This is a genomic window from Dactylosporangium sp. CS-047395 (genome assembly GCF_050942185.1).
GTDB lineage: Bacteria > Actinomycetota > Actinomycetes > Mycobacteriales > Micromonosporaceae > Dactylosporangium.
Genome location: NZ_CP192015.1, coordinates 9,925,071 through 9,945,852 on the forward strand (window position 1 = coordinate 9,925,071; position 20,782 = coordinate 9,945,852).

Genomic DNA, 20,782 nt, shown 5'->3' on the forward strand with positions numbered 1-20,782 from the left:
ACGTCTCCTCCCGGTGGGGTGCGCCCTTGTGGATGGTGCGCCAGGCCGGGGCGTGATCGGAGCGACCGAGCCGCTCACGTCGACTCCCGGTGGGGCGCGCCCTTGTGGATGGCGCGGACGGTGTCGAGCGTGTCGGCCTCGGCGGGGGTCTTGTCCTCGCGGTACCGCAGCACCCGCGCGAACCGCAGCGCCATCCCGCCCGGGTAGCGGGGCGAGGTCTGGACCCCGTCGAAGGCGATCTCGACTACCAGTTCGGGCCGCACCGTGACCACCCAGTCGGACTCCGAGACGGCCAGGGACTGCAGCTTCTCCGTCTGCCAGCGCAGCATCTCGTCGGTCATGCCCTTGAAGGTCTTGCCCAGCATCACGAACCCGCCGGTCTCCGGGTCGCGGGCGCCCAGGTGGAGGTTGGACAGCCAGCCGCGCCGGCGGCCGTGGCCCCGTTCGACGGCCAGGACCACCAGGTCGAGCGTGTGCCGCGGCTTCACCTTGACCCAGGCCCCGCCGCGGCGGCCCACGTCGTAGGTGGCCGCGACGGACTTGATGACCAGGCCCTCGTGGCCGGCCGCGACCGCCGCCGCGAAGGCCTCCTCGGCCTGCTCGGGCGAGTCGACCATGGTGCGACCGACCCGCAGCGGCTCGGGTACGACCCGTTCCAGCGCCGCCCACCGCTCCCCCGCCGGGCGGTCGAGCAGGTCCTCGCCGTCGAGGTGCAGGACGTCGAAGAAGAACGGGTGCAGGATCGACACCCCGTCGCGGCGGGCCGCGCGGCTGGAGGTCTCCTGGAACGGCAGGGCGCGCCCGGTGCCGGGATCCACGCCGACCGCCTCGCCGTCGAGGACGATCGTGGCCGCGTCCAGCGCCGCGACGGTGGCCACGACGCCGGGGAGGCGGGCGGTGATGTCGTCGAGGCTGCGACTGTACACACGGATGATTTCGGGGTTTTTGTGGACCTGGATCCGGATGCCGTCGATCTTGATGTCGGCGGCCGCGGGGAGGCCGGTGTCGGTCAGGGCCTCGGTGGCGTTGGGCGCGCTGGAGGCGAGCATCGGGGCGAGCGGGCGGCCGACGGTGAGCCGGTATGCGTCCAGGGCCTCGGGTCCGTGCAGGAGCGCGTCGGCGGCGACGGCCTTGAGATCGCCCGCGAGCAGCAGGGCGCGGCGCACGGCGGTGGAGGGGATGCCGGCCGCGCGGGCGACGGCGTCGGCGAGGAGGCCGGCCTGGGCGCCCTGGCGCAGTTCGCCGCTGAGCAGCCCGATCAGGTGGCCCCGCTCCACGTCGGTCGCGGCGCCGAACAGCGCGTCGACCTCGGCCCGGCGGGCGGCCTGGGAACCCTTGCCGGCCAGCGCGGCCATCCGCTCGAAGGCCAGGTCGACGTCGGCGACGCTCAGCGCCGGCTCGGCCGCCGGTGGGGGCAGGTCGCGCAGGCTCGCATACCCGACCCCGGTCTGGCGTTGTCGCAGCTCACCGGCGAGATAGCCGGCCCCTGCGGCCACCGTCCGCTCGTCCCCGGAGGCGGCCAGGTCGCGCAGGGCGGCGGCCAGCAGGTCGATCTTGGCGTTGCGGGCACTGGTCGCCGCCACCGCCCGGGAAACCTCTGCCAGCTGCTCGAATCGCATATTGGGATTCTCGCGCAGGGGTACGACAAAAAATCGCTTCAGGCCATCGCGCGGGCGTAGGCGCGCCGGATGCAGTCCAGCACCCAGCCCATCCGGCTCACGGCCGTGTCGGGGTGTTCGCCGAACTCGTGCGCCACCAGCGCGGCACACCCCCGGGGCCCGTGCCGGCGGACGGTGACCATGACCGCCTCCCGGATGTGCACCGGATCAAGCGCGTCCGTCGACTGTACGTTCGACACGAACAGCGCCTCCGCGCGAACGTGTTCGAGCAGCTGTGGCGTCATGCTGTGCTCCCTTCGCTGCCTCAAGTCCACGCTTCGCGCAGAGCACGGCCGTGCCCGTCGGGTTGCAGACAGGGTTGGATCCGCTTGACCAAATGACGGAAAATAGCGGTGTGAATACGTTCCGTGAGCGCAGGTCGGCCCCGGCACTGCTCGACGCCGGCGTCGCGGCCACCGCTGCGGGCCTGCTCAGCTGGGCATTCCTCGACCGGCCGGGCGCCCTGCTGGTGATGCCGGCGGTGCTGCTCGCCGTGATCGCGCTACCTCGGCCGCGGCTGCCTCTGCCGGTCAGCCCGGCCGGCCCGTTCGCCCTGGTGCTCGGTGCGTTGTTCGCTCCGGGTGTACTGCTCGTGCAGTACACCCGCGGCCAAACGCACGACGTCCCGGTTGTCGCGGCCGCCAGTGCCCTGCTGTTCCTCCTGGTCCTCGGGCGCATGGCGGTGGAGCTCGCGCGCCAGCACCGGATCGCGACCACGGACGCCCTGACGGGCCTGGAGAACCGGCGCGCCTTCGAGGAGCGCCTGCGCGACCTGGTCCCGGGCCGGCCGGCCGCCGTGGTCCTGCTCGACCTGGACCGGTTCAAGCGCATCAACGACGCGTTCGGCCACCCCGCGGGCGACCGGGTCCTGCGCACGGTGGCGGACACGCTGCGCACGACCGCCGGTCCCGGCGTGACCGTCGCCCGCTACGGCGGCGAGGAGTTCGCCCTGCTCATCCCGGACGCGGACGGCACCCGGGCCGCCGACCTGGCCGACCGGGTGCGCGCAGCGATCGGCGCGGCCGCGCTCGACCTGGGCGATGGAGTGCTGCGTTCCGTGACCATTTCCGCCGGTACGGCCCTGCTCCCCACCGACACCGCCCACCCCGACGAGCTGATCCCCCTGGCCGACCGCGCTCTCTACGCCGCAAAGCGCACCGGCCGCGACCGCGTCGTCGCCAGCGCCACGGCGACGCGCGACTGGATCTCGGTCGACGGGGCCAGCCGGCCGCCGTCGGATACCGAGGAGTGGCCCGCTCCACTGCCGCGCCCGCGCCGCACGAAGCTCGAGGCCGCCTGACAGACCGCCCCGGGCTCGCCGCGCCCGCCGCACCGCACCGCTCGGCCCCACCTCGCCGCCTGGCCCACCTCGCCGCCCGCCGCACCCCATCGCCGCCGCAGCTCGCCGCGCGGCCACCTCGCACCTCCGCATGGCCGCTCAATCAACGTCCGCGCGCTCATCAACGTCTCATCAACCCACGTTGACGAAAATCAACGTTGAGGGCGCTAATCAACCTGCGCGCACCAAAATCAACGTCCGCCGCACGAGCCGCCACCACGCGCGGGCGCGCCGATCAGCCCGCGCGGGCGGCGCCCAGTTCGAGGCGGCCCGACAGCAGCGGCGCGATTTCCCCAGGCGGCACCGGCCGCGAGAACAGGAAGCCCTGCGCATGCTCGCACCCGAGCGCCCGCAAGGTGGCCGCCTGGTCCTCGGTCTCCACGCCCTCCGCCACCGTCTGCAGCGACAACCCGCCCGCCAGCTGCAGGATCGCCCGCATCAGCGTGGTGTCGACCGCCGTGGCCAGGAAGGTGCGGTCGATCTTCAGGACGTCGACGGGCAGGTGGACGAGGTAGGCGAGCGAGGAGTACCCGGTGCCGAAGTCGTCGATCGCCACCCGCACCCCGTCCGCGCGCAGCGTGTCGAGGCGGGCGGTCGACTCGGCGTCGGCGACCATGGTGCTCTCGGTCACCTCCAGCACCAGTGCGCTCGCCGGGAGGCCGCCCGCGGTGAGGGCGGCGCGGACGCGGTCCACGAAGTCCGGCTCGCGCAGCTGGTGCGCGGCCACGTTGACGGTCAGGCTGATCCCGGCACCCTCGTGCCACTCCCGGGCCTGCGCGCACGCGCGTTCGAGGACCCACCAGCCCAGCGGCACGATCAGCCCGGTGGCCTCGGCGACGGGGATGAACACGCCCGGCGGGATCGCCTCCGCGCCCGGCGGGAACCAGCGCAGCAGCGCCTCCACGGCGGTGATGCGGCCGTCGGCGAGGCGTACGACCGGCTGGTAGTACACCTCCAGCTCGCCCTCCCGCAGCGCCCGCCGCAACCCGCCCGCGAGCTCGCGCTGGCGGTCGGCCGCCGTGCGCAGGCCGGCCTCGAAGCGCACGATGCGGTCCCGGCCGCCGTCCTTGGCCGCCTGCAGTGCCAGCCCGGCGTCGCGCAGCACCTCGGCCGAGCTGCGCCGTCCGTCGGCGACGATCAGGCCCGCGCTGCCGGTGAGGTAGACGGTGCGCTCCTCGAGGCGGTACCCGGGCCGCAGCCGCGCCAGGGCCCGCTCGGCCGCGCCCGCCGGGGCCGCGCCGCGCCAGACGGCCGCGAACTCGTCGTCGCCGAGGCGGGCCAGCAGGTCGGCCTTGGGCAGCGCGGACCGCAGCCGCCCGGCCACCTCCAGCAGCAGCGCGTCGCCGGCCGCGTGCCCGAGCTCGTCGTTGATCGCCTGGAAGCCGTCGAGGTCGAGCAGCATGACGGTGAGGTCGGGCCCGCGCACCGGTCCGCGCCCGTCGAGCACGGCGGTCAGCAGCGCGCGGTTGGCCAGGCCGGTCACCGGGTCGATGGTGGCCCGCTCCCGCAGGGCCAGCTCCAGGTCACGCCGCCGCTCGGAGGAGTGCTCCAGCGAGCAGGCGAGGCGCCGCGCCCGCGCGCGGACCAGCAGCACGGCGACGGCGGCGGCCACGAGCGCCACGCAGCCGGCCAGCAGGGACGAGAATTCGTGCAGCATCGCCGGTACCGCCGCCAAAAACGCCACCCCGGCCACCCACACGGCGACGAGCAGCCCCGTCTCGCGGCCCACGAGCCCGGGCCGCCGCGGACCAGGGCTCGGCTTGCGACGCACACACGCATGCTATCGGGCAAATGTCCGATATTTCCGACTTAAGGACCAACACGCTGAACGCTTCCCCGGCGTCCCCGACCACGTGTCCCCACCGCGCCCGTTGACGCGACGTACACCGTACGTTTAACGTCTAAGACGTACACCATACGTCCACGGAGTACGACGTACGTCAACCGCGACGGAGGCCGCGATGCCCGACAACCTGCTGCACCGCCTGCTCCACCGCATCCCCGGCGTCCCGGAGCATCGGGAGAACCGGCAGCACGCGACGCGCGCCCACGCACACGGGCACGCGTCGAGGACCCACACCCACGACCGACCGCCGCGCATCCTGGCCGGCTGGCAGCGCCGCATTGCCGGCCTGTTCGGCCAGCGCTGAACCGGAAACGATCATGGCCTAGAAACCGCACGAACCCGACATAAACCCCGTCGGGCTATAAATCCGATAAGTCGTGGCGCGCCAGCGCCCGACTTATCGGACAAAAAAAGGGCGCCGCGGCCAGAGAGAAAGCCGCGACGCCCTTCAGAAAAAAAACTAGCTACGCCAGTCGAAGCCCTGCTCCACCACGACCTTGTCCGCCGTAGCCGTGATCCGATCCGCGAACTTCTTCGCGTGGTGGCCGCAGAAGGCCAGGTCGCCGGCGGCACCGAAGGTCACGATCGCCTTCGCCGCGGCGCCGCAGCTGTCGCAGCGCTCACCCGCCAGCTCGGGGACGACGTGAACGGCCGGGCGCGAGATCAGCATCGGGGTCATCTCAGTCTCCTCGAGGTCGCGACGGGGAAGTTGCGGTCCGATTTGTGGCTTATCCGTGTCTTGCGTCGTACCTGACCAACATTACGTTCGCCGGATTTGACCGCCTAGTTCGGAAGCGTTGGCATTGGGTCGCCAGTCGGTTGCCACCTCTGTCCGTTCGTCTGATGCATCACTGGAGCGGTTCACATACCCGCTCGGCAACATTTCGACACCAGGCCCCCGGGAGGGTGGCACTGAGCGTGGCGGACACGGCACAAATCCACAGTGGACAGACCCGCCGGCGGGCGCACAACCCAACGGCAACTTGCGGCGAACCAGGGGCGTAACCCGGGCGGCCGAATCTTGTGGAGGTCCGGATGACAACGCCGGACGCAATACCTGCTCCACAGGATTTCACCAGCCACGGAAGGGCTTTGAATAGATGATTCGCCGTAACGCCCGTACATTCATGCCGATCGCCGCGCTTGCGCTGGGTGCCGGATTCGGCACCACCATCCACAGCGGGGTTGCCGCCGCTGCGGAGACGACCGACGTCGTGCGCTCGGGCGCCGCGGAGGACACCTACAGCTCGTCCACCCGGCCCACGTACAACTTCGGCGCCGCCCCGACGCTGGCCGTCGGCCGCAACGCCGGTGACACGCTGACCGGCTACGTCAAGTTCACGGTCGGCCCGCTGGGCACCGGCGTGACGGCCAAGGGCGCGAAGGTCACCCTGACCCGCGACGCCGCCAAGACCCTGCCGGCCTCGGTGACCCTGAGCCGCGTGGCCGACACCGCGTGGACCGAGAAGTCGCTGACCGGCAAGACCGCCCCGAAGCTGGGTGCCGCGGTCGCCACCGTGAAGCCGGCCGCCACCGCCAACGCGGTGACGTTCGACGTCAGCTCGGTCGTCAAGGGCGCCGGGACGTACACCTTCGCGGTCACCTCGACGGTCGCGAACGCCCAGGCGCGGTTCCGCTCGGCCGAGGCCACCACCGGCCAGCCGGCGCTCGACGTGTCCGTGGCCCGCCCGGTCGCGACCAAGCCCACCACCCCGGTCGCGACCAAGCCGACCACCCCGGTCGCCACCAAGCCGACCACCCCGGTCGCCACCAAGCCCGTCACGACCACCCCGACCACCCCGGCCACCACGCCGGCCAACCCGGCCGACTGCAAGGTGGACGTCAAGCTCGTCCCGACCTGCGGCGTGCTGTGGGGCGCGGCGGCCGGCGGCTTCTCCGACGTGCCGCGCGACGAGGCCCTGAAGACGTTCGAGGCCAAGTCCGGCCGGACGTCGACGATCTACCACACGTACCACAAGGGCGACGAGGTCTGGCCGACCAAGGACGAGATCGCCATGACCAACGACCCGGCGCACCCGCGCACCCTGATGCTGAACTGGAAGGTCGGCTACGGCACCACGTGGGCCAAGGTCGCCTCCGGTGCCCAGGACGCCCGCATCGACAAGGCCGCCGCGTACCTCAAGGCCAACTTCCCGACCAAGCCGTTCTTCCTGGTGCTGCACCACGAGCCGGAGAACGACGTGAACCCGGCGGCCGGCTCCGGCCAGACCGCCAAGGACTTCGCGGCCATGTTCCGGCACACCGCGCTGCGCCTGAAGGCCGACGGCGTCACCAACGCCGTGTTCACCGTCGCGTACATGAACTACGAGAAGTGGAACAACACCGCGTGGTGGGGCGACCTGTACCCGGGTGACGACGTCGTGGACTGGGTCGGCGTGGACACGTACAACAACGCCGAGAAGGGCGCGTTCCACTACGGCGACTTCAACTACCTGATGAACCGCACCAACGACCCGAAGTTCCCGGGCTTCTACACCTGGGCCACCACCAAGCACCCGAGCAAGCCGATCATGGTCGCCGAGTGGGGCGTCTACGACTCGTCGAAGACGGTCCAGGGCAAGAACAAGGCCGACGTGTACTCCACCGTGCTCCCGCAGCTCGCCAAGATGCCCCAGATCAAGGGTCTGGTGTACTTCGAGACCGCCAAGGACCAGAGCGGCCACGACATCCGCATGGACGACACCCCGGAGGCGCTCGCCGGCTTCAAGAAGATCGCCGCCGACCCGCGCTTCAACGTGAAGCTGTGACACCCGGTTCCCCCCGGTGAGCGAAGGCCGTCAGGACAAAAGTCCTGGCGGCCTTCGCCATTTCCCTCAAGAACCGTTCGGCAACCCGGTGCAACCGGCCCCCGCGGGCGCGAAAAGAAGCGCGGCAACTGCCCTGCTACCGGAGGAGTCCCGGAGCAACCACCCTGGTCCCGCAATCTTATTTCAGCAAGGAAATGCAAGGAAATGCTCCACCTCATCTCGGCAAATCTTATGACGCAACGATATGCCGGCTAACCGTAAAGGGATGCAGACATAATGACGAAGAACATCGCCCGTCGCGCCATTACCGGAATCGTCCTCGGCACCGCCGCCTCGGCCGCTACCGCGTTCACGTTCGGCGCCGCCGCCTTCGCCGCGCCCGCCCAGGGCACCGTGCAGAACACGGACGCCCCGGGTGCGCTCAAGGACCAGTACATCGTGGTCATGAAGGACGGCAGCACGACGACCTCGGACGCCCTCGCGGGCAAGGTCGGCGGCAAGGTCAAGGACCGTTTCGACAGCGCGGTGCGCGGGTTCTCCGGGCACATGAGCGCCGAGGGTGCCCGCCGCCTGGCGGCCGACCCGGCCGTCGCCTACGTCGAGCAGGACCGCCGCGTGCAGGTCGAGTCGGTCGAGTCCAACGCCACCTGGGGCCTGGACCGCATCGACCAGAAGGCGCTGCCGCTGGACAAGAGCTACACGTACGGTCCGGCGAGCAACGTCACGGCCTACATCATCGACACCGGCGTCCGCATGACGCACAGCGAGTTCGCCGGCCGGGTCCGCTCCGGCTACGACTTCGTCGACAACGACGCGGACGCCAGCGACTGCCAGGGTCACGGCACCCACGTGGCCGGCACCGTCGGCGGCAAGACCTACGGCGTGGCCCAGGACGTCAAGCTCGTCGCGGTGCGCGTGCTGGACTGCTCCGGCGGCGGCTCGTACTCGCAGATCATCGCCGGCGTCGACTGGGTCACCAAGAACGCCGTCAAGCCGGCCGTGGCGAACATGAGCCTCGGCGGTTCCGCGGGCGCCACCCTGGACAACGCGGTCAAGAAGTCGATCGCGTCCGGCGTGACCTACGCGGTCGCCGGTGGCAACGACTCCGCCAACGCCTGCACCAAGTCCCCGGCCCGCCTGCCGGAGGCGATCACCGTCGGCGCGACCGACAGCAACGACACCCGCGCCAGCTTCTCCAACTTCGGCAACTGCCTCGACATCTTCGCGCCGGGCGTGAACATCACCTCCAGCTCGAAGGCGTCCGACACCGGCACGCAGAAGATGAGCGGCACCTCGATGGCCACCCCGGAGGTTGCCGGTGCGGCCGCGCTGTACCTGGCCGCGCACCCGACCGCCACGCCGCAGCAGGTCCGTGACGCCCTCGTCGCCGCCGCCACCAACGGCGCCGTGAAGAACGGCGGCAGCGGCTCGCCGAACAAGCTGCTGTTCACCGGCACACTGGGCGCCACCACGCCGACCGCCCCGGTGACCACCCCGGCCACGCCGACCACGCCGGCCACCCCGGCCACGCCGGTCACCACCCCGGCCAAGCCCACCACGCCGAGCACCCCGAGCACCCCGGCCACCTGCACCCCGGCCGTGAACAGCACGCCGATCGCGATCGCCGACCGCGGTACCGTCGCCAGCAAGGTCGTCGTCGCGAACTGCGCCGGCACCGGCGCCAAGACCGCCACCGTCAAGGTCGCGATCAACCACGCCGACCGCGGCGACCTGCGCATCGACCTGATCGCCCCGGACGGCACCGACTACAAGGTCAAGAGCTCCATCGCCGCCGACGACGTGGCCTTCGGCACCGCGACCTACACGGTGGACCTGTCCTCCGAGGTCCGCAACGGCACCTGGACCCTGCAGGTCAAGGACGTCTTCGCGGGCGACGCCGGCACCCTGACCGGCTGGACGCTGAACGTCTGACCCACGCAGAACAGCTACCACGAGGGCCCTCGCCGAGTCGGCGGGGGCCCTCTTCCATTCCCGCAAATCACCCGCAAAGGGTGCGAATCGGCCGTACGGTTTGGTCATTCCAAGGTAAGGGGGACCACCATGAGCACCGCCCGTGAATCGATCGAGGTGGCCGTACCGGTGGCAGTGGCCTACGAGCAGCTCACCCACTTCGAGAACTATCCGCAGTTCATGTCCGGCGTCATGAGCATGGCCCCGATCGACGCCTCGACCGCGCACATGGTGCTCGACATCGGCGGCACGCGGGCCGAGTTCGACGCGCGGATCACCGAGAGCCGCACGGACGAGTTCCTGTGCTGGGAGGCGACGGACGGCCCGCAGGTCATCGAGGCGCTGCGGCTGGAGCCGATGGCCGGGGACATGACGCGGGTCATCGCCGAGCTGCAGATCGACGCGCGCGAGCTGATGCCCGCCGAGGAGCATGCCGTCGAGGTGCTCAACCGCCGGCTCAAGGCCGACCTCAAGGGCTTCAAGCGGTTCTGCGAGGAGTCGGCGAAGACCACGTCGATGCGTACCACCGCGAACACGACGATCACGGCCAGTGGCACCAGCAGCACCGCCCCGACCCGCGAGATCAAGCCGTCGCCGGCGAACATGCCCGGGGCGCGGCCGAACCCGGGCACCGTCGCGCGCGGCATCGCCTCGGCGTCCGGCGTCACGCACGCGGCCAACGAGCGGCCCGCGCAGCCGATGCCGGCGAGTGGCAACCTCGGCGGGCACCACTCGCCCGAGCGCGCCTCGCGCACCCGCCCCACGCCGCAGCAGCCACTCTGACCGCCACCAGGCACACGGGGCGTCGGCCAACGGCCGGCGCCCTTTCGCCATATTTCGGGTCATCAAACGTAAATGCCGCATAAGATCAAGACATGACCGCGATCCTGGTCGCCGACGACGACATGGACATCCGGGACCTCGTCGCCTTCAAGCTGGAGCAGGCGGGCTACGACGTGGTCGCGGTGGACAACGGCCTGGCCGCCCTCACCGCGGCGACCGAGAACCCCCCGGACCTCGTCGTGCTCGACGTCATGATGCCCGGCATGTCGGGCATCGACGTGTGCCGGCAGCTGCGCCAGGAGCAGGGCACCAAGGCCCTGCCGATCATCCTGCTGACCGCGCGCGCCCAGGAGGGCGACGTCGAGGTCGGCTTCGGCGCCGGCGCGGACGACTACATCGTCAAACCCTTCAGCCCGCGGGAGTTGGTGAGCCGGGTCGAGGCGGTCCTGGCCCGCATGCGCACGTGACGCTCGCGAGCGCCGCGCTGGTGGCGCTGATCGTCCTGCTCTTCGCCGCGCTCCTCTTCGGTGGCCTCATCGTGGTCGGCCGCACCGTGCGCGGCTCCCGCGAGGCCCGGCGCGCGCGGCTCGCCAAGCCCGCCCGCCAACTGCTGCTCGCCATCGCCGCCGGCGACGACGACCCCGCGCAGATCGAGGAACTGGTGCGCCTTCCCGAGGACGTCTGGCTCGCCGTCGAGCCGAGCGCGATCGCCCTGCTGGGCAAGGTCCGCGGCGAGGCGCACACCGCGCTCGTGGACGTCTTCGAGCGCCGCGGTGCCGCCTGGCGGGCCCGCAGCCAGCTCAAGCGGCGCGACCCGGTCGCGCGGGCGCTCGCCGCCGAGGTGCTGGGCAACCTCGGGCGCAAGGACGCGCTGCTGCCGCTGTGCGACCTGCTCGGCGACCCGGACGCCGACGTGCGCGTGGTCGCGGCGCGCTCGCTCGGGCGCATCGGCGACGCCGGCGCGACCCAGCCGCTGCTGGCCACGCTGCCCAGCCGCCGCACGGTGCCCGCGCACGTGGTCGCAACCGCCCTGACCCGCCTTGGTACCGCCGCCCAGGGCGCCCTGCTCGCCTCCCTCGACGACCCGCGGGCGCCGATCCGCGCCTGCGCGGCCGAGGTGCTCGGGCTGATCGGGGCGGCCGGCGCGACCGTGCGGGTGGAGAGCGCGCTGCGGGCCGATCCGGCCGTCGAGGTCCGCGTCGCGGCCGCGCGCACCCTGGGCCGGCTCGGCACCCGCACCGCCCTGGCCCCGCTGCTGGACGCTCTGGAGCCGCAGCACCCGCCGGTCCTGCGCGCGGAGGCGGCCCGGGCCCTCGGCGAGCTCGGCGCGGTGAGCGCGGCCCCGAACCTGACCGCGCTGCTGGCCGACGGGGAGTACGCCGTCGCCCACAACGCCGCCCGCTCGCTGCTGCGGCTGGGCAACGCCGGCCGGGCCGCCCTGGTCGCCACCGAGCACCGCGCGCACGTGCGGCCCCGGCACAGCGCCGATCCCGACGAGGAGCCCGACCCCGACATCGTGCTCGGCGCCGCCCACGCCCGCGAGGCCCTGGCCGCCGCCGAGCTCGACGACCGCCGGAAGCAGACGGTGCCCTAGTGCTCGCCGAGTGGATCCGGGACATCCTCAAGGTCACCGATGTCTTCATCCTGACGTACTTCCTGCTCATCAACACCAGCTACCTGGTGCTGATCGTGCTGGCGGGCGCTGAGTTCGTGCACCACCTGCGGCGGATCCCGTTCGCCGGGCACGAGGAGACGTACCGCAGCCCGCTCACCGAACCCGTCTCGGTCCTCGTCCCGGCGCACAACGAGTCGGCCGGCATCGTGCAGTCCGTCCAAGCCATGCTCGCCCTGCGCTACCCCGTCTTCGAGGTCATCGTCATCGACGACGGCTCCACCGACGACACCTTCGAGCGGCTGCGGGAGGAGTTCGGACTCGTCGAGGTGCCCCGGGTGGTACCGGATGCGACCCCGACCCGCGGCGGCATCATCTCCATCCACGTGCCCCGCGACCGCCCCGACCCGCTCGTGGTGGTGCGCAAGGAGAACGGCGGCAAGACCGACGCGCTCAACACCGGCATCAACGTCGCACAGCATCCGCTCGTGTGCATGGTCGACGCGGACTCCATCCTGGACCCGCAGGCGCTGCTGTCGGTGGCCAAGCCGTTCTCCGACGACCCGGTGCGCACGGTCGCGTCCGGCGGCGTCATCCGGGTCGCCAACGGCTGCACCGTGGTGGCGGGCCGCATCGTCGACGTCAAGATGCCGAAGGCGTGGCTGCCACGGGTGCAGGTGGTCGAGTACCTGCGCGCGTTCCTGCTCGGACGCACCGGCTGGTCGCGCATCGGCGGCCTGCTCATCATCTCCGGCGCCTTCGGCATCTTCCGCCGCGAGCTGCTCATCGAGGTCGGCGGCCTCGCCCACGACTGCATCGGCGAGGACGCGGAGCTGGTGGTGCGGCTGCACAAGCACCTGCGCCGGCAGAAGCGGGACTACCGCATCGTGTTCGTGGCCGAGCCGGTCTCCTGGAGCGAGGCGCCCAGCACGCTCAAGGTCCTGGGCAAGCAGCGCCGCCGCTGGCACCGCGGGATCAGCGAGATCCTCGGCAAGCACAAGGGCATGATCCTGAATCCACGGTACGGCCGGATCGGCATGGTCGCGCTGCCCTACTACGTCCTGTTCGAGCTGCTGGCCCCGCTGATCGAGCTGGCCGGGGTGATCCTGGTGCCGCTCGGGCTGTACATCGGCGCCATCAACGCGGGTCTGGCGCTCATGTACATCTCCGTCGCCTACGGCTACGCGCTGCTGCTGAACCTGATCGCGCTCACCGTGGAGGAGTACTCGTTCCACCGCTACCACCGGTGGACGGACCTGGTCGCCTCGGTGCTCGCGTCCATTCTGGAGAACGTCGGCTACCGGCAGCTCACCGCGCTGTGGCGGGTCATGGGCATGTGGTCGGCGATCCGCGGGAGCAAGCACGTGTGGGGCGAGATGACGCGGACGGGGTTTCAGACAGTACAAACGCAGGCTTTTGAACAGACGGCGGACGAGCCGGCTAAAGCCAGAGAGGACGCGCGCGCGGAATCCGGATCGTGAACGTGGTGCCGTGCCCGAGCAGGCTGTCCACCGCGATCTCGCCGCCGTGGCCCTCCACGATGGTCTTGGTGATGGCCAGGCCGAGCCCGGCGCCCTGGACCGCCTCGCGCACCGCGAACGCGCCCCGGAAGAAGCGCGTGAACAGCTGCGGCTGCTCCTCGGGGTCGATGCCGACGCCGTTGTCGCGGACCTCGATCTCGACGTGCTCGCCGTCGACGCGCGCGGTCAGCTCGACCAGCCCGCCGTCGGGGGTGAAGTTCACGCCGTTGACGAGCAGGTTGGACAGCGCGCGCTGCAGCTGCTCGGGGTCGGCCTCGACCGCGCCCAGCTGCCCCTCGACGGCCAGCACGAGCCGGTGGCCGCGGCGCTTGGCCCGGGGTTCCACGGCGGCGCAGGCGGCCGCGAGCACCTCGTGCAGGTCGGTCTCGCGCAGCTCCAGGTCGAAGACGCCGGCCTCCACCTTGGAGATGGTGAGCAGGTCCTCGACGAGCGCGCGCAGCCGGTCGGAGTTGCGGCCGATGACGCCGAGCATGCGCGTCTGCGCGGGCGTGAGCGGTCCGGCGTCGCCCGAGGTGAGCACCTCGAGATGGCCGATCACGTTCGTCAGCGGCGTGCGGAACTCGTGCGACACGGTGGCCACGAAGTCGCTCTTGGCCACGTCGAGCTCGCGCAGGCGGGAGACGGCCTCGCGCTCGTGCTCGTACGCGTGGCGCAGCGCGTCCTCGGTGCGCTTGCGATCGGTGATGTCGTGCACGAACGCGTTGAACGTCCAGCCCATCATCGGGTCCTGCACCGCCCACACAGCGAGCTCGACGGGGAACTCGTAGCCGTTGGCGTGCCAGGCGGTGATCTCGATCCGGTTGTCGAGGACCCGCTTCTCCCCCGTCGTCAGGAAGCGCCCGACGCCCAGGTGGTGCGCCTCGCGGTACTGCGGCGGCACGATCGTGTCGGCCAGCCGCCGCCCGATCGCCTCCTCGCGCGACAGCCCGAACACCTTCTCGGCGGTCGTGTTCCAGGAGGTGATCATGCCGCCCTCGTCCATGGCCACGAACGCCTCGACGCAGCTGTCGAGGATGCGCTCCAGCCGCTGCGAGCCGAACAGCAGCGCCTGCCGCGCGGCCATCCGGTCGGCGACCCGCCCCAGCTGGATGCCGACGTCGGACATGATCTCCAGCAGGCCGTGGTCGGGCTCGACCGGCTCGCGGGTGAAGAACTCCAGCACCGCGGCGACGATCCCGCGCCCGGTGATCGGGAAGGCGATGGCGGAGCCGACGCAGTCCACGGCCGGGCGCACCATGGTGGGCTCGGTGGTCACGTCCGCGATCCACTGCGGGCGCCCGGTCTTGGCGGCCCGCCCGACGATCCCGGCGCCCAGCGGGAACCGCACGTCCTCGCTGGCCTTGCGCAGCTCGGCGAACTCACCCGGGACGTCCTCGTGCCACACGTCGGTGGACACGAAGACCCGGCGATCGCGCTCGTCCGGCAGGCACAGGTGGCCCACGGGCCAGCCGGTCGCCGCGCAGACCGCGTTGATCACCGGCAGCCCGGCGTCGCGGATGTCGTCGGCTTCGTTCGCGATCCGGGTCGCCTCCTGCAGGAGGGAGACGAGGACGAGTTCGCGATCCTTCGGCACACCTTGATCCTAAATGCCGGACCCGCCGCCATTAGCCCGTTTCAGGCGAACGACGGCGGGTCGGAAAGCGAACCCGGCCAAGCTCAGGCGGCCGCGGTGGCTCCCACGACGCCGGCCGCGATCTCCCGGACGTACCGGCAGCCGCCGACCTCGCTCGCCCGTACCGCGTCACTGGCCGCCACGAGCCGCACACCCGCGTCCGCGCACGCCTGCACGAGACGCGAACCCGGCCAAGCTCAGGCGGCCGCGGTGGCTCCCACGACGCCGGCCGCGATCTCCCGGACGTACCGGTAGCCGCCGACCTCGCTCGCCCGTACCGCGTCGCTGGCCGCCACGAGCCGCACACCCGCGTCCGCGCACGCCTGCACGAGGCGCAGCCCGGGCAGCCGGTGCCGCTCGCTGACCTCGACCACGGTGCCGTTGGCCCGCAGCGACTCGACCAGCTCGGCGAGCGCGGCGTCGGGCACCGCGGCCTCGTCGATGCCGGCCCGGATCAGGAAGTCCAGCGGGCGGGCCAGGCGCGTCGGGGCGTAGCGGGAGACCCGCTCGACGGCCAGCCCGGTGACGGTGACAACCTGGTCGATGACGTCCAGCGCGCGCATGGCGCCGGACTCGATCTGCAGCCGCACCGCGTCGGGGCTCAGCAGCCCGGCCGGCAGCGGCAGGCGGTTCAGCCCGACCGAGATGACCTCCAGGCCGCTGAGGTCGGACGGGAACGCGAGCCAGCCGTCGATGCCGATCGCCTCCACCTCGACGCCGCGGCGCAGCACGACGTCGGTGCGCTGCTGGGCCCGCTGGATCGAGGACAGGTACGGCGGCAGCCAGCTCGTGTCCGGTCCCACGCGGTCGGCGAAGGTGAGCTCCGTCAGCCCGGCCTGCTCGGCCGCGGCGACGAGCACCGAAACGCTGTCGCGCCCGGACGAGAACGCGGTGTGGACGTGTCCGTCGGCGGAGAGGTCGATCATGTGGGCGACTCATTTCGTGGTCGTCGTGGCGGGACTTCTCCAGATTCGCCACGCCGGGTCGCACCCACCGTTCTCAGGGCGTTGCGGGTTGGTTGGACTGGTGCCGCTTGCTGTCGCGGATGGACTTTGCATCGTTGGCTACCGGCTGGCTGGACTGGCACTGCACGCCGTCGGGGAAGGAATTTTGGCACCGTTGAGTACCGCCCTGGTTGGACGGGGCGCGGAAGGTCACCACCGACTGGCTGGACGGGGCGCGGAAGGTCACCACCGACTGGCTGGACGGGGCGCAGAAGGTCACCACCGACTCGCTGGACGGGGCGCAGAAGGTCACCACCGACTCGCTGGACGGGGCGCGGAAGGTGACTACCGCCCTAGCTGGACGGCTCGCGGAAAGTCTGTGCGCGGAAGGACCTTTTGGCGCTGTTGTTTACCGTGCGATGTCCTGAAAAGCGGTGGGGGAGCTTCGCTCCACCCACACCCCCTCAACACCGGCGCGAGTCCAACTGGTCGCGGAACGTTGGCACCGTGGATTGCTGCCTGGTTGGACGGCGCGCGGAAGGTGGCGCGGGTCCGACTGGGTCGCGCACGTCATAACGCTCTCGAGCTTCACCGCATGCCGGATTCATCGGTCACGTCCGCGCTGGTGGTGTAGGAGGCGGTCAGCGCTGATCCGTTGTGGTTGATGTTAGGCCGCGGCGAGTTCGGTGGTGGTGGGGTCGGTGTCGGTTCCCTCGGTGGTGATGATGGTCATGCGGGCTTTGGCCAGGGTTTCCAGGCCCATGTAGCGGCGGCCTTCGCTCCATTCGTCGGTCTGCTCGGCCAGCACCGCACCGATCAGTCGGATGATCGCGGCGCGATTCGGGAAGATGCCCACGACGTCGGTGCGGCGGCGGATCTCCTTGTTCAGCCGTTCCTGTGGGTTGTTCGACCAGATCTGGCGCCAGATGTCGCGTGGGAACGCGGTGAAGGCGAGGAGCTCTTCGCGGGCGTCGTCGAGGTGGTCCGCGGCGTCGGGGAACCGTTCGGCGAGGGTCGTCACGGTGCGGGTGTACTGGGCTCGGACGGCGTCGATGTCGGGCTGGTCGAAGATGGTCCGGACCAGGGTCGCGACCCACGGCTGCGCCGACTTCGGGACCTTGGTCAGCAGGTTGCGCAGGTAGTGCGTCCGGCAGCGTTGCCACCCGGCGCCGGGCAGCGCCGCGCCGATCGCTGAGACCAGGCCGCGGTGCGCGTCGGAGACCACGAGCCGGACGCCGCCGAGGCCGCGGGCGGTCAGACTGCGTAGGAAGGCCAGCCAGCCGGCGCCGTCCTCGTCCGAGGTCACGTCCAGGCCCAGGACTTCGCGTTGGCCGTCGGCGTTGACGCCGGTCGCGATGAGCGTGTGGACACCGACGATCCGGCCTCGTTCCCGCACTTTGACAACGAGGGCGTCCAGGGCGAGGAACGTGTAGGGGCCGGCGTCGAGGGGACGGTTGCGGAACGCCTCGACCTGCGCGTCCAGGTGCGCGGCCATCTCCGAAACCTGCGACTTGGACAGGCCGGTGATGCCGAGTTGCTCGACGAGTTTCTCCACCCGCCGGGTCGACACGCCGAGCAGATACGCGGTCGCCACCACCGACACCAGCGCTTGTTCGGCGCGGCGGCGGTGTTGCAGCAGCCAGTCGGGGAAGTACGAGCCGTGGCGAAGCTTCGGGATCGCCAGCTCCACGCTGCCGGCGCGGGTGTCCCACTCCCGAGCCCGGTAGCCGTTGCGCTGGTTCGTCCGCTCCTCGCTGCGCTCGCCATACGGCGCGCCGCACACGGCGTCGGCCTCCGCGGACATCAACGCTTCAGCGAACGCCTTCACCATCGAACGCAGCAGATCGGGTGACGCCGAGCCAAGTTCCTCACGCAGGAACCGGCCGACGTCCACACTCTTGGGTGCGGTCATCGCTTGATCTCTCCTTCGGTACTTTCGTCAGTTCGAAGGATCAAGCGGTGACCGTCTCCATCTCCTCAACCACCACAAAGGTGGGCGATTCGTACACCACTCCCGTGGGCATGACCGATTCATCCCCTGTCGGGCGACAAATCCGGCATGTCTGCCGACGGTCGGGCTACTCTGCGCGGTCCATCACCGGGCGGCGGTACCGGTAGCCGAAGCCTCGCACCGACTCGATGGGCGAGGCGTCGGGGTCGGTCCAGCCCAGTTTGCGCCGCAGGCGTAGGACGGCGAACTTGACGCGTTCCGGGCCGATGCCGGTCGGGTCGTCCCAGGCCTGCGCCAGGAGCTGGTTCGGCGACAGGACCGCGCCGGCATGGCGGACGAGGACGTTGAGCAGGCGGAACTCGGTTGGCGTCAGGCGTACCTCGTCGCCGGCCACGAAGGTGCGGCGGGCGGCGGGGTCGATGCGCAGGACGCCGTCGTCGTACACCTCGTCGGCCCATGAGGCCGGGCCGGCGCTGCGGCGCAGCAGGGCCTCGACGCGGGCCACCAGTTCGGCGTTGGTGAACGGCTTGGTCAGGTAGTCGTCGGCCCCGCCGCGCAGGCCGCGAACCTTGTCGGACTCCTGCCCGTGCGCCGTCAGCAGCAGCACCGGTACGTCACTGACGTCGCGCAGCCGCTCCAGCACCTGCCAGCCGTCCATCCCGGGTAGCCCGATGTCGAGGATCACGAGCTCCGGGCGCTCGGTGTAGGCGTCCCGTAGCCCGGTCCGGCCGTCCTTGGCGTGCGCGACCTGATGGCCCGCTCGCGTCAGGAGCAGGCGCAGCGCCATGGCGATATCCGGATCGTCTTCGACGACGAGAAGTCGGCTCACGATCATCCCCCATTTCGTGCCGGTCGCGTGGGCAACGACAGCGTGACCGTCGTGCCGACCCCTTCAGTGCTGGCGACGCTGATGCTGCCGCCATGTAACTCGACGATGGCCCGGCTGACGACCAGCCCGAGTCCCGTGCCGGGCATGACCTGCCGCCCGACCGCCGCGGTCACGTTGGAACCGCGGAAGAACGCGCTGAACAACCGCGGCAGGTCCGCGGCCGGGATGCCCACCCCGGAGTCGGCGACGGCGACGCTCCAGCCCTCGCCGTCGGGGCCGGGCCAGGCCTTCACCGTGACCCGCCCGCCGCTGGGCGTGAACTTCACCGCGTTGCTGACCAGGTTGTCCACGACCTGGTGCACGCGGGTGTCGTCGCAGACGATGTCCGGGCCCTCGGCGCACTCGAGGACCAGGTCGATGCCGGCCGCGCCGGCGGCCGGGATGCGCTCGGTGACCGCGACCGTGAGCAGCTCCGGCAGCCGGGTGGGCGTCGGCTTGAGCTGCAGGGTGCGCGCCTCCAGGCGGGACAGCAGGAGCAGGTCCTCGATGAGGCGCAGGAGGCGGTTGGCGTTGCGGTCGATGACGGAGAGGTACGTCTGCTGATCCTCGGAAAGCTCGCCGCTCGTACTGTCGCCGAGCAGGTGCGAGAACGCGACCACCGACGACAGCGGCCCGCGCAGCTCGTGGGAGACGCTCGCGATGAACTCGTTGTTGAGCGCGGTCGCCTCGACGAGGGCCTGGTTGCGCTCCTCGAGGCCCCGGCTGCGCTCCTCCAGGCCGCGGCGCACGGCCACCCGCGCGGTCACGTCGCGCAGGTGGATGAGCGTGCCGCCGTCGGTGCCGCCCGGGCCGGCCGGACCGGTGACGGGCACCAGGTCCAGCTCCAGCACCCGGCCGTCCTCGAAGGCGAGCTCCTCGCCGATCACCGCCCGCCGGGTCCGGAACCCGATCCGCAGCCGATCGACGTGCGCGGACGCGTGGCCGAGGCGCGTGATGGTGCGCTCGATGACCTGGGACCAGTCGAGCGGCTCGGCGTCGTCGGGGTCGTGCTCGGGGCTCACGTCGAGCATGCCGGTGTCCAGCAGCTTGTGCGCGGCGCGGTTGGCCAGGCACACGTGGCCGCCCTCGTCGAGCATCAGCAGCCCGTCGTCCATCGTCTCGACCAGCCGGGCCAGGCGCTGCTGCTCGACCCGCGCGGCCCGCTCGGCGTCGCGCTGGGCGGTGACGTCGAGGCCGAAGAAGACCACGGCGCCGACGTCGGCGTCGTCCACGAAGCTGCGCGCGCCGACCTCGACGGTGCGCCAGCGCCCGTTGACCGTACAGACGCGCATGTCCACCGCGTGGTCGGGCACGCGCCCCGCGCAGCACGCCAGGAACAGCGCCACCGCGGCCGGGCGGTCGTCCGGGTGCACGATGTCGAGCAGCCGGAAGTCGGCCGGGCGGTGCCGGTCGTAGCCGAGCACCTTGGTGAACGAGTCGGACAGCGCGCTCCAGCCGCGCGCCGGGTCGACCAGCACGATCATCGCGCGGGCGCCGCCGGTGATCGCCCACGCGATCGGCGAGCCGTGCGCCGGCGGGGGCGGCACCGCGCGGCACGGCTGCGCGAGGGCGCGGTCGGCGGCGGCGGCGATCTCGGAGGCGGCCGGCAGCAGCTCGGCCCGCGCGGGCGCGGCGCTGAACTCGACCCGCAACTCCTGGCCCCACTGCGCGGGCCCGACCGGCAGCCGGTCGAGCAGGTCGAGCTCCCCGACGGCCGGCAGCACCGCGGGGACGATGTCGGCCGAGCGCACGCCGGAGAAGGACCGCAGCTCGGCCACGAGCCGCTGCGCGTCCACCACGGTGGCCGCGTTCGCCGCACGGACGACCAGATCGACCACGGCGCCCTCGATCAGGCCCGTGTCGACCAGGCGGTCGGTCTCTCCTCGCAA

19 protein-coding genes are annotated in these 20,782 nt (G+C 71.4%); 9 read left to right on the forward strand and 10 right to left on the reverse strand.

The window, feature by feature from the left end; translation table 11 throughout:
• Positions 1–74: 74 nt before the first annotated feature.
• Both ACQP00_RS46395 and ACQP00_RS46400 read right to left on the reverse strand, forming a co-directional pair.
• Positions 75–1,619, reverse strand: coding sequence for an ATP-dependent DNA ligase (locus tag ACQP00_RS46395; RefSeq protein ID WP_433209959.1), 1,545 nt, complete (start codon positions 1,617–1,619; stop codon positions 75–77).
• Between the two features lie 38 nt (positions 1,620–1,657).
• Positions 1,658–1,903, reverse strand: a complete 246-nt coding sequence (locus ACQP00_RS46400) for a hypothetical protein (protein ID WP_433209961.1) — start codon at positions 1,901–1,903, stop codon at positions 1,658–1,660.
• 110 nt (positions 1,904–2,013) lie between these two features.
• Between ACQP00_RS46400 and ACQP00_RS46405 the strand changes: the two genes are divergently transcribed.
• Positions 2,014–2,958, forward strand: coding sequence for a GGDEF domain-containing protein (locus ACQP00_RS46405; protein ID WP_433209963.1), 945 nt, complete (start codon positions 2,014–2,016; stop codon positions 2,956–2,958).
• 274 nt (positions 2,959–3,232) lie between these two features.
• Here ACQP00_RS46405 and ACQP00_RS46410 read toward each other — a convergent pair whose 3' ends face one another.
• Entirely contained in the window at positions 3,233–4,768 is a 1,536-nt protein-coding gene (locus ACQP00_RS46410; protein ID WP_433209965.1) for a putative bifunctional diguanylate cyclase/phosphodiesterase, read from the reverse strand.
• Positions 4,769–4,958: 190 nt separating this feature from the next.
• Here ACQP00_RS46410 and ACQP00_RS46415 point away from each other — a divergent pair, with 190 nt between their 5' ends.
• A complete protein-coding gene (locus ACQP00_RS46415) occupies positions 4,959–5,147 on the forward strand; it encodes a hypothetical protein (RefSeq protein ID WP_433209967.1) in 189 nt (62 codons plus the stop codon).
• A 156-nt stretch (positions 5,148–5,303) separates the two neighbouring features.
• Here the strand turns inward: ACQP00_RS46415 and ACQP00_RS46420 are convergent, their stop codons facing one another.
• Positions 5,304–5,522 carry a DUF7455 domain-containing protein gene (locus ACQP00_RS46420; protein ID WP_433050807.1) on the reverse strand — a complete coding sequence of 73 codons (219 nt, stop codon included), beginning with the start codon at positions 5,520–5,522 and terminating at the stop codon, positions 5,304–5,306.
• Positions 5,523–5,970: 448 nt separating this feature from the next.
• Here ACQP00_RS46420 and ACQP00_RS46425 point away from each other — a divergent pair, with 448 nt between their 5' ends.
• The 6 genes from ACQP00_RS46425 (at position 5,971) to ACQP00_RS46450 (ending at position 13,458) form a co-directional block, all read left to right on the forward strand.
• Positions 5,971–7,611: a CBM96 family carbohydrate-binding protein gene (locus ACQP00_RS46425; RefSeq protein ID WP_433209969.1), complete on the forward strand. Its 1,641-nt coding sequence runs from the start codon at positions 5,971–5,973 to the stop codon at positions 7,609–7,611.
• A 276-nt stretch (positions 7,612–7,887) separates the two neighbouring features.
• The gene (locus ACQP00_RS46430; RefSeq protein WP_433209971.1) at positions 7,888–9,543 is read left to right on the forward strand and encodes a S8 family serine peptidase; all 1,656 of its coding nucleotides are present in this window, start codon (positions 7,888–7,890) and stop codon (positions 9,541–9,543) included.
• A gap of 129 nt (positions 9,544–9,672) precedes the next feature.
• Entirely contained in the window at positions 9,673–10,365 is a 693-nt protein-coding gene (locus ACQP00_RS46435) for an SRPBCC family protein (RefSeq protein WP_433209973.1), read from the forward strand.
• A gap of 92 nt (positions 10,366–10,457) precedes the next feature.
• Positions 10,458–10,832: a response regulator transcription factor gene (locus ACQP00_RS46440; protein WP_432978563.1), complete on the forward strand. Its 375-nt coding sequence runs from the start codon at positions 10,458–10,460 to the stop codon at positions 10,830–10,832.
• Positions 10,829–11,959 carry a HEAT repeat domain-containing protein gene (locus ACQP00_RS46445; protein WP_433209975.1) on the forward strand — a complete coding sequence of 377 codons (1,131 nt, stop codon included), beginning with the start codon at positions 10,829–10,831 and terminating at the stop codon, positions 11,957–11,959. Before ACQP00_RS46440 ends, ACQP00_RS46445 begins: the two co-directional genes overlap by 4 nt.
• Entirely contained in the window at positions 11,959–13,458 is a 1,500-nt protein-coding gene (locus ACQP00_RS46450) for a glycosyltransferase family 2 protein (protein WP_433209977.1), read from the forward strand. Before ACQP00_RS46445 ends, ACQP00_RS46450 begins: the two co-directional genes overlap by 1 nt.
• On the opposite strand, the gene ACQP00_RS46455 is transcribed toward ACQP00_RS46450, so the two are convergent.
• The 3 genes from ACQP00_RS46455 to ACQP00_RS46465 form a co-directional block, all read right to left on the reverse strand.
• A complete protein-coding gene (locus ACQP00_RS46455) occupies positions 13,418–15,091 on the reverse strand; it encodes an ATP-binding protein (RefSeq protein ID WP_433209979.1) in 1,674 nt (557 codons plus the stop codon). The genes ACQP00_RS46450 and ACQP00_RS46455 overlap by 41 nt on opposite strands.
• A gap of 83 nt (positions 15,092–15,174) precedes the next feature.
• On the reverse strand, positions 15,175–15,306 hold the full coding sequence (locus ACQP00_RS46460) for a hypothetical protein (RefSeq protein ID WP_433209981.1): 132 nt from the start codon (positions 15,304–15,306) through the stop codon (positions 15,175–15,177).
• Between the two features lie 21 nt (positions 15,307–15,327).
• The gene (locus ACQP00_RS46465) at positions 15,328–16,056 is read right to left on the reverse strand and encodes a hydrolase (RefSeq protein WP_433209983.1); all 729 of its coding nucleotides are present in this window, start codon (positions 16,054–16,056) and stop codon (positions 15,328–15,330) included.
• A gap of 209 nt (positions 16,057–16,265) precedes the next feature.
• Between ACQP00_RS46465 and ACQP00_RS46470 the strand changes: the two genes are divergently transcribed.
• A complete protein-coding gene (locus tag ACQP00_RS46470; protein WP_433209985.1) occupies positions 16,266–16,502 on the forward strand; it encodes a hypothetical protein in 237 nt (78 codons plus the stop codon).
• 239 nt (positions 16,503–16,741) lie between these two features.
• Here ACQP00_RS46470 and ACQP00_RS46475 read toward each other — a convergent pair whose 3' ends face one another.
• From ACQP00_RS46475 to ACQP00_RS46485, 3 genes are all read right to left on the reverse strand, one after another.
• On the reverse strand, positions 16,742–17,986 hold the full coding sequence (locus ACQP00_RS46475; RefSeq protein WP_433209987.1) for an IS256 family transposase: 1,245 nt from the start codon (positions 17,984–17,986) through the stop codon (positions 16,742–16,744).
• Positions 17,987–18,152: 166 nt separating this feature from the next.
• Positions 18,153–18,860 (reverse strand): response regulator transcription factor, encoded by a 708-nt coding sequence (locus ACQP00_RS46480; RefSeq protein WP_246655778.1) that lies wholly within the window; start codon positions 18,858–18,860, stop codon positions 18,153–18,155.
• Positions 18,857–20,782 carry a PAS domain-containing sensor histidine kinase gene (locus ACQP00_RS46485; RefSeq protein ID WP_433209989.1) on the reverse strand — a complete coding sequence of 642 codons (1,926 nt, stop codon included), beginning with the start codon at positions 20,780–20,782 and terminating at the stop codon, positions 18,857–18,859. Before ACQP00_RS46485 ends, ACQP00_RS46480 begins: the two co-directional genes overlap by 4 nt.

What these genes read in the sequence shown, in the direction of transcription:
- ACQP00_RS46395 (WP_433209959.1), bottom strand. Translation starts at nt 1,619, where the DNA reads ATGCGATTCGAGCAGCTGGCAGAGGTTTCCCGGGCGGTGGCGGCGACC.
- ACQP00_RS46400 (WP_433209961.1), bottom strand. Translation starts at nt 1,903, where the DNA reads ATGACGCCACAGCTGCTCGAACACGTTCGCGCGGAGGCGCTGTTCGTG.
- ACQP00_RS46415 (WP_433209967.1), top strand. Translation starts at nt 4,959, where the DNA reads ATGCCCGACAACCTGCTGCACCGCCTGCTCCACCGCATCCCCGGCGTC.
- ACQP00_RS46420 (WP_433050807.1), bottom strand. Translation starts at nt 5,522, where the DNA reads ATGACCCCGATGCTGATCTCGCGCCCGGCCGTTCACGTCGTCCCCGAG.
- ACQP00_RS46425 (WP_433209969.1), top strand. Translation starts at nt 5,971, where the DNA reads ATGCCGATCGCCGCGCTTGCGCTGGGTGCCGGATTCGGCACCACCATC.
- ACQP00_RS46430 (WP_433209971.1), top strand. Translation starts at nt 7,888, where the DNA reads ATGACGAAGAACATCGCCCGTCGCGCCATTACCGGAATCGTCCTCGGC.
- ACQP00_RS46435 (WP_433209973.1), top strand. Translation starts at nt 9,673, where the DNA reads ATGAGCACCGCCCGTGAATCGATCGAGGTGGCCGTACCGGTGGCAGTG.
- ACQP00_RS46440 (WP_432978563.1), top strand. Translation starts at nt 10,458, where the DNA reads ATGACCGCGATCCTGGTCGCCGACGACGACATGGACATCCGGGACCTC.
- ACQP00_RS46465 (WP_433209983.1), bottom strand. Translation starts at nt 16,056, where the DNA reads ATGATCGACCTCTCCGCCGACGGACACGTCCACACCGCGTTCTCGTCC.
- ACQP00_RS46475 (WP_433209987.1), bottom strand. Translation starts at nt 17,986, where the DNA reads ATGACCGCACCCAAGAGTGTGGACGTCGGCCGGTTCCTGCGTGAGGAA.
- ACQP00_RS46480 (WP_246655778.1), bottom strand. Translation starts at nt 18,860, where the DNA reads ATGATCGTGAGCCGACTTCTCGTCGTCGAAGACGATCCGGATATCGCC.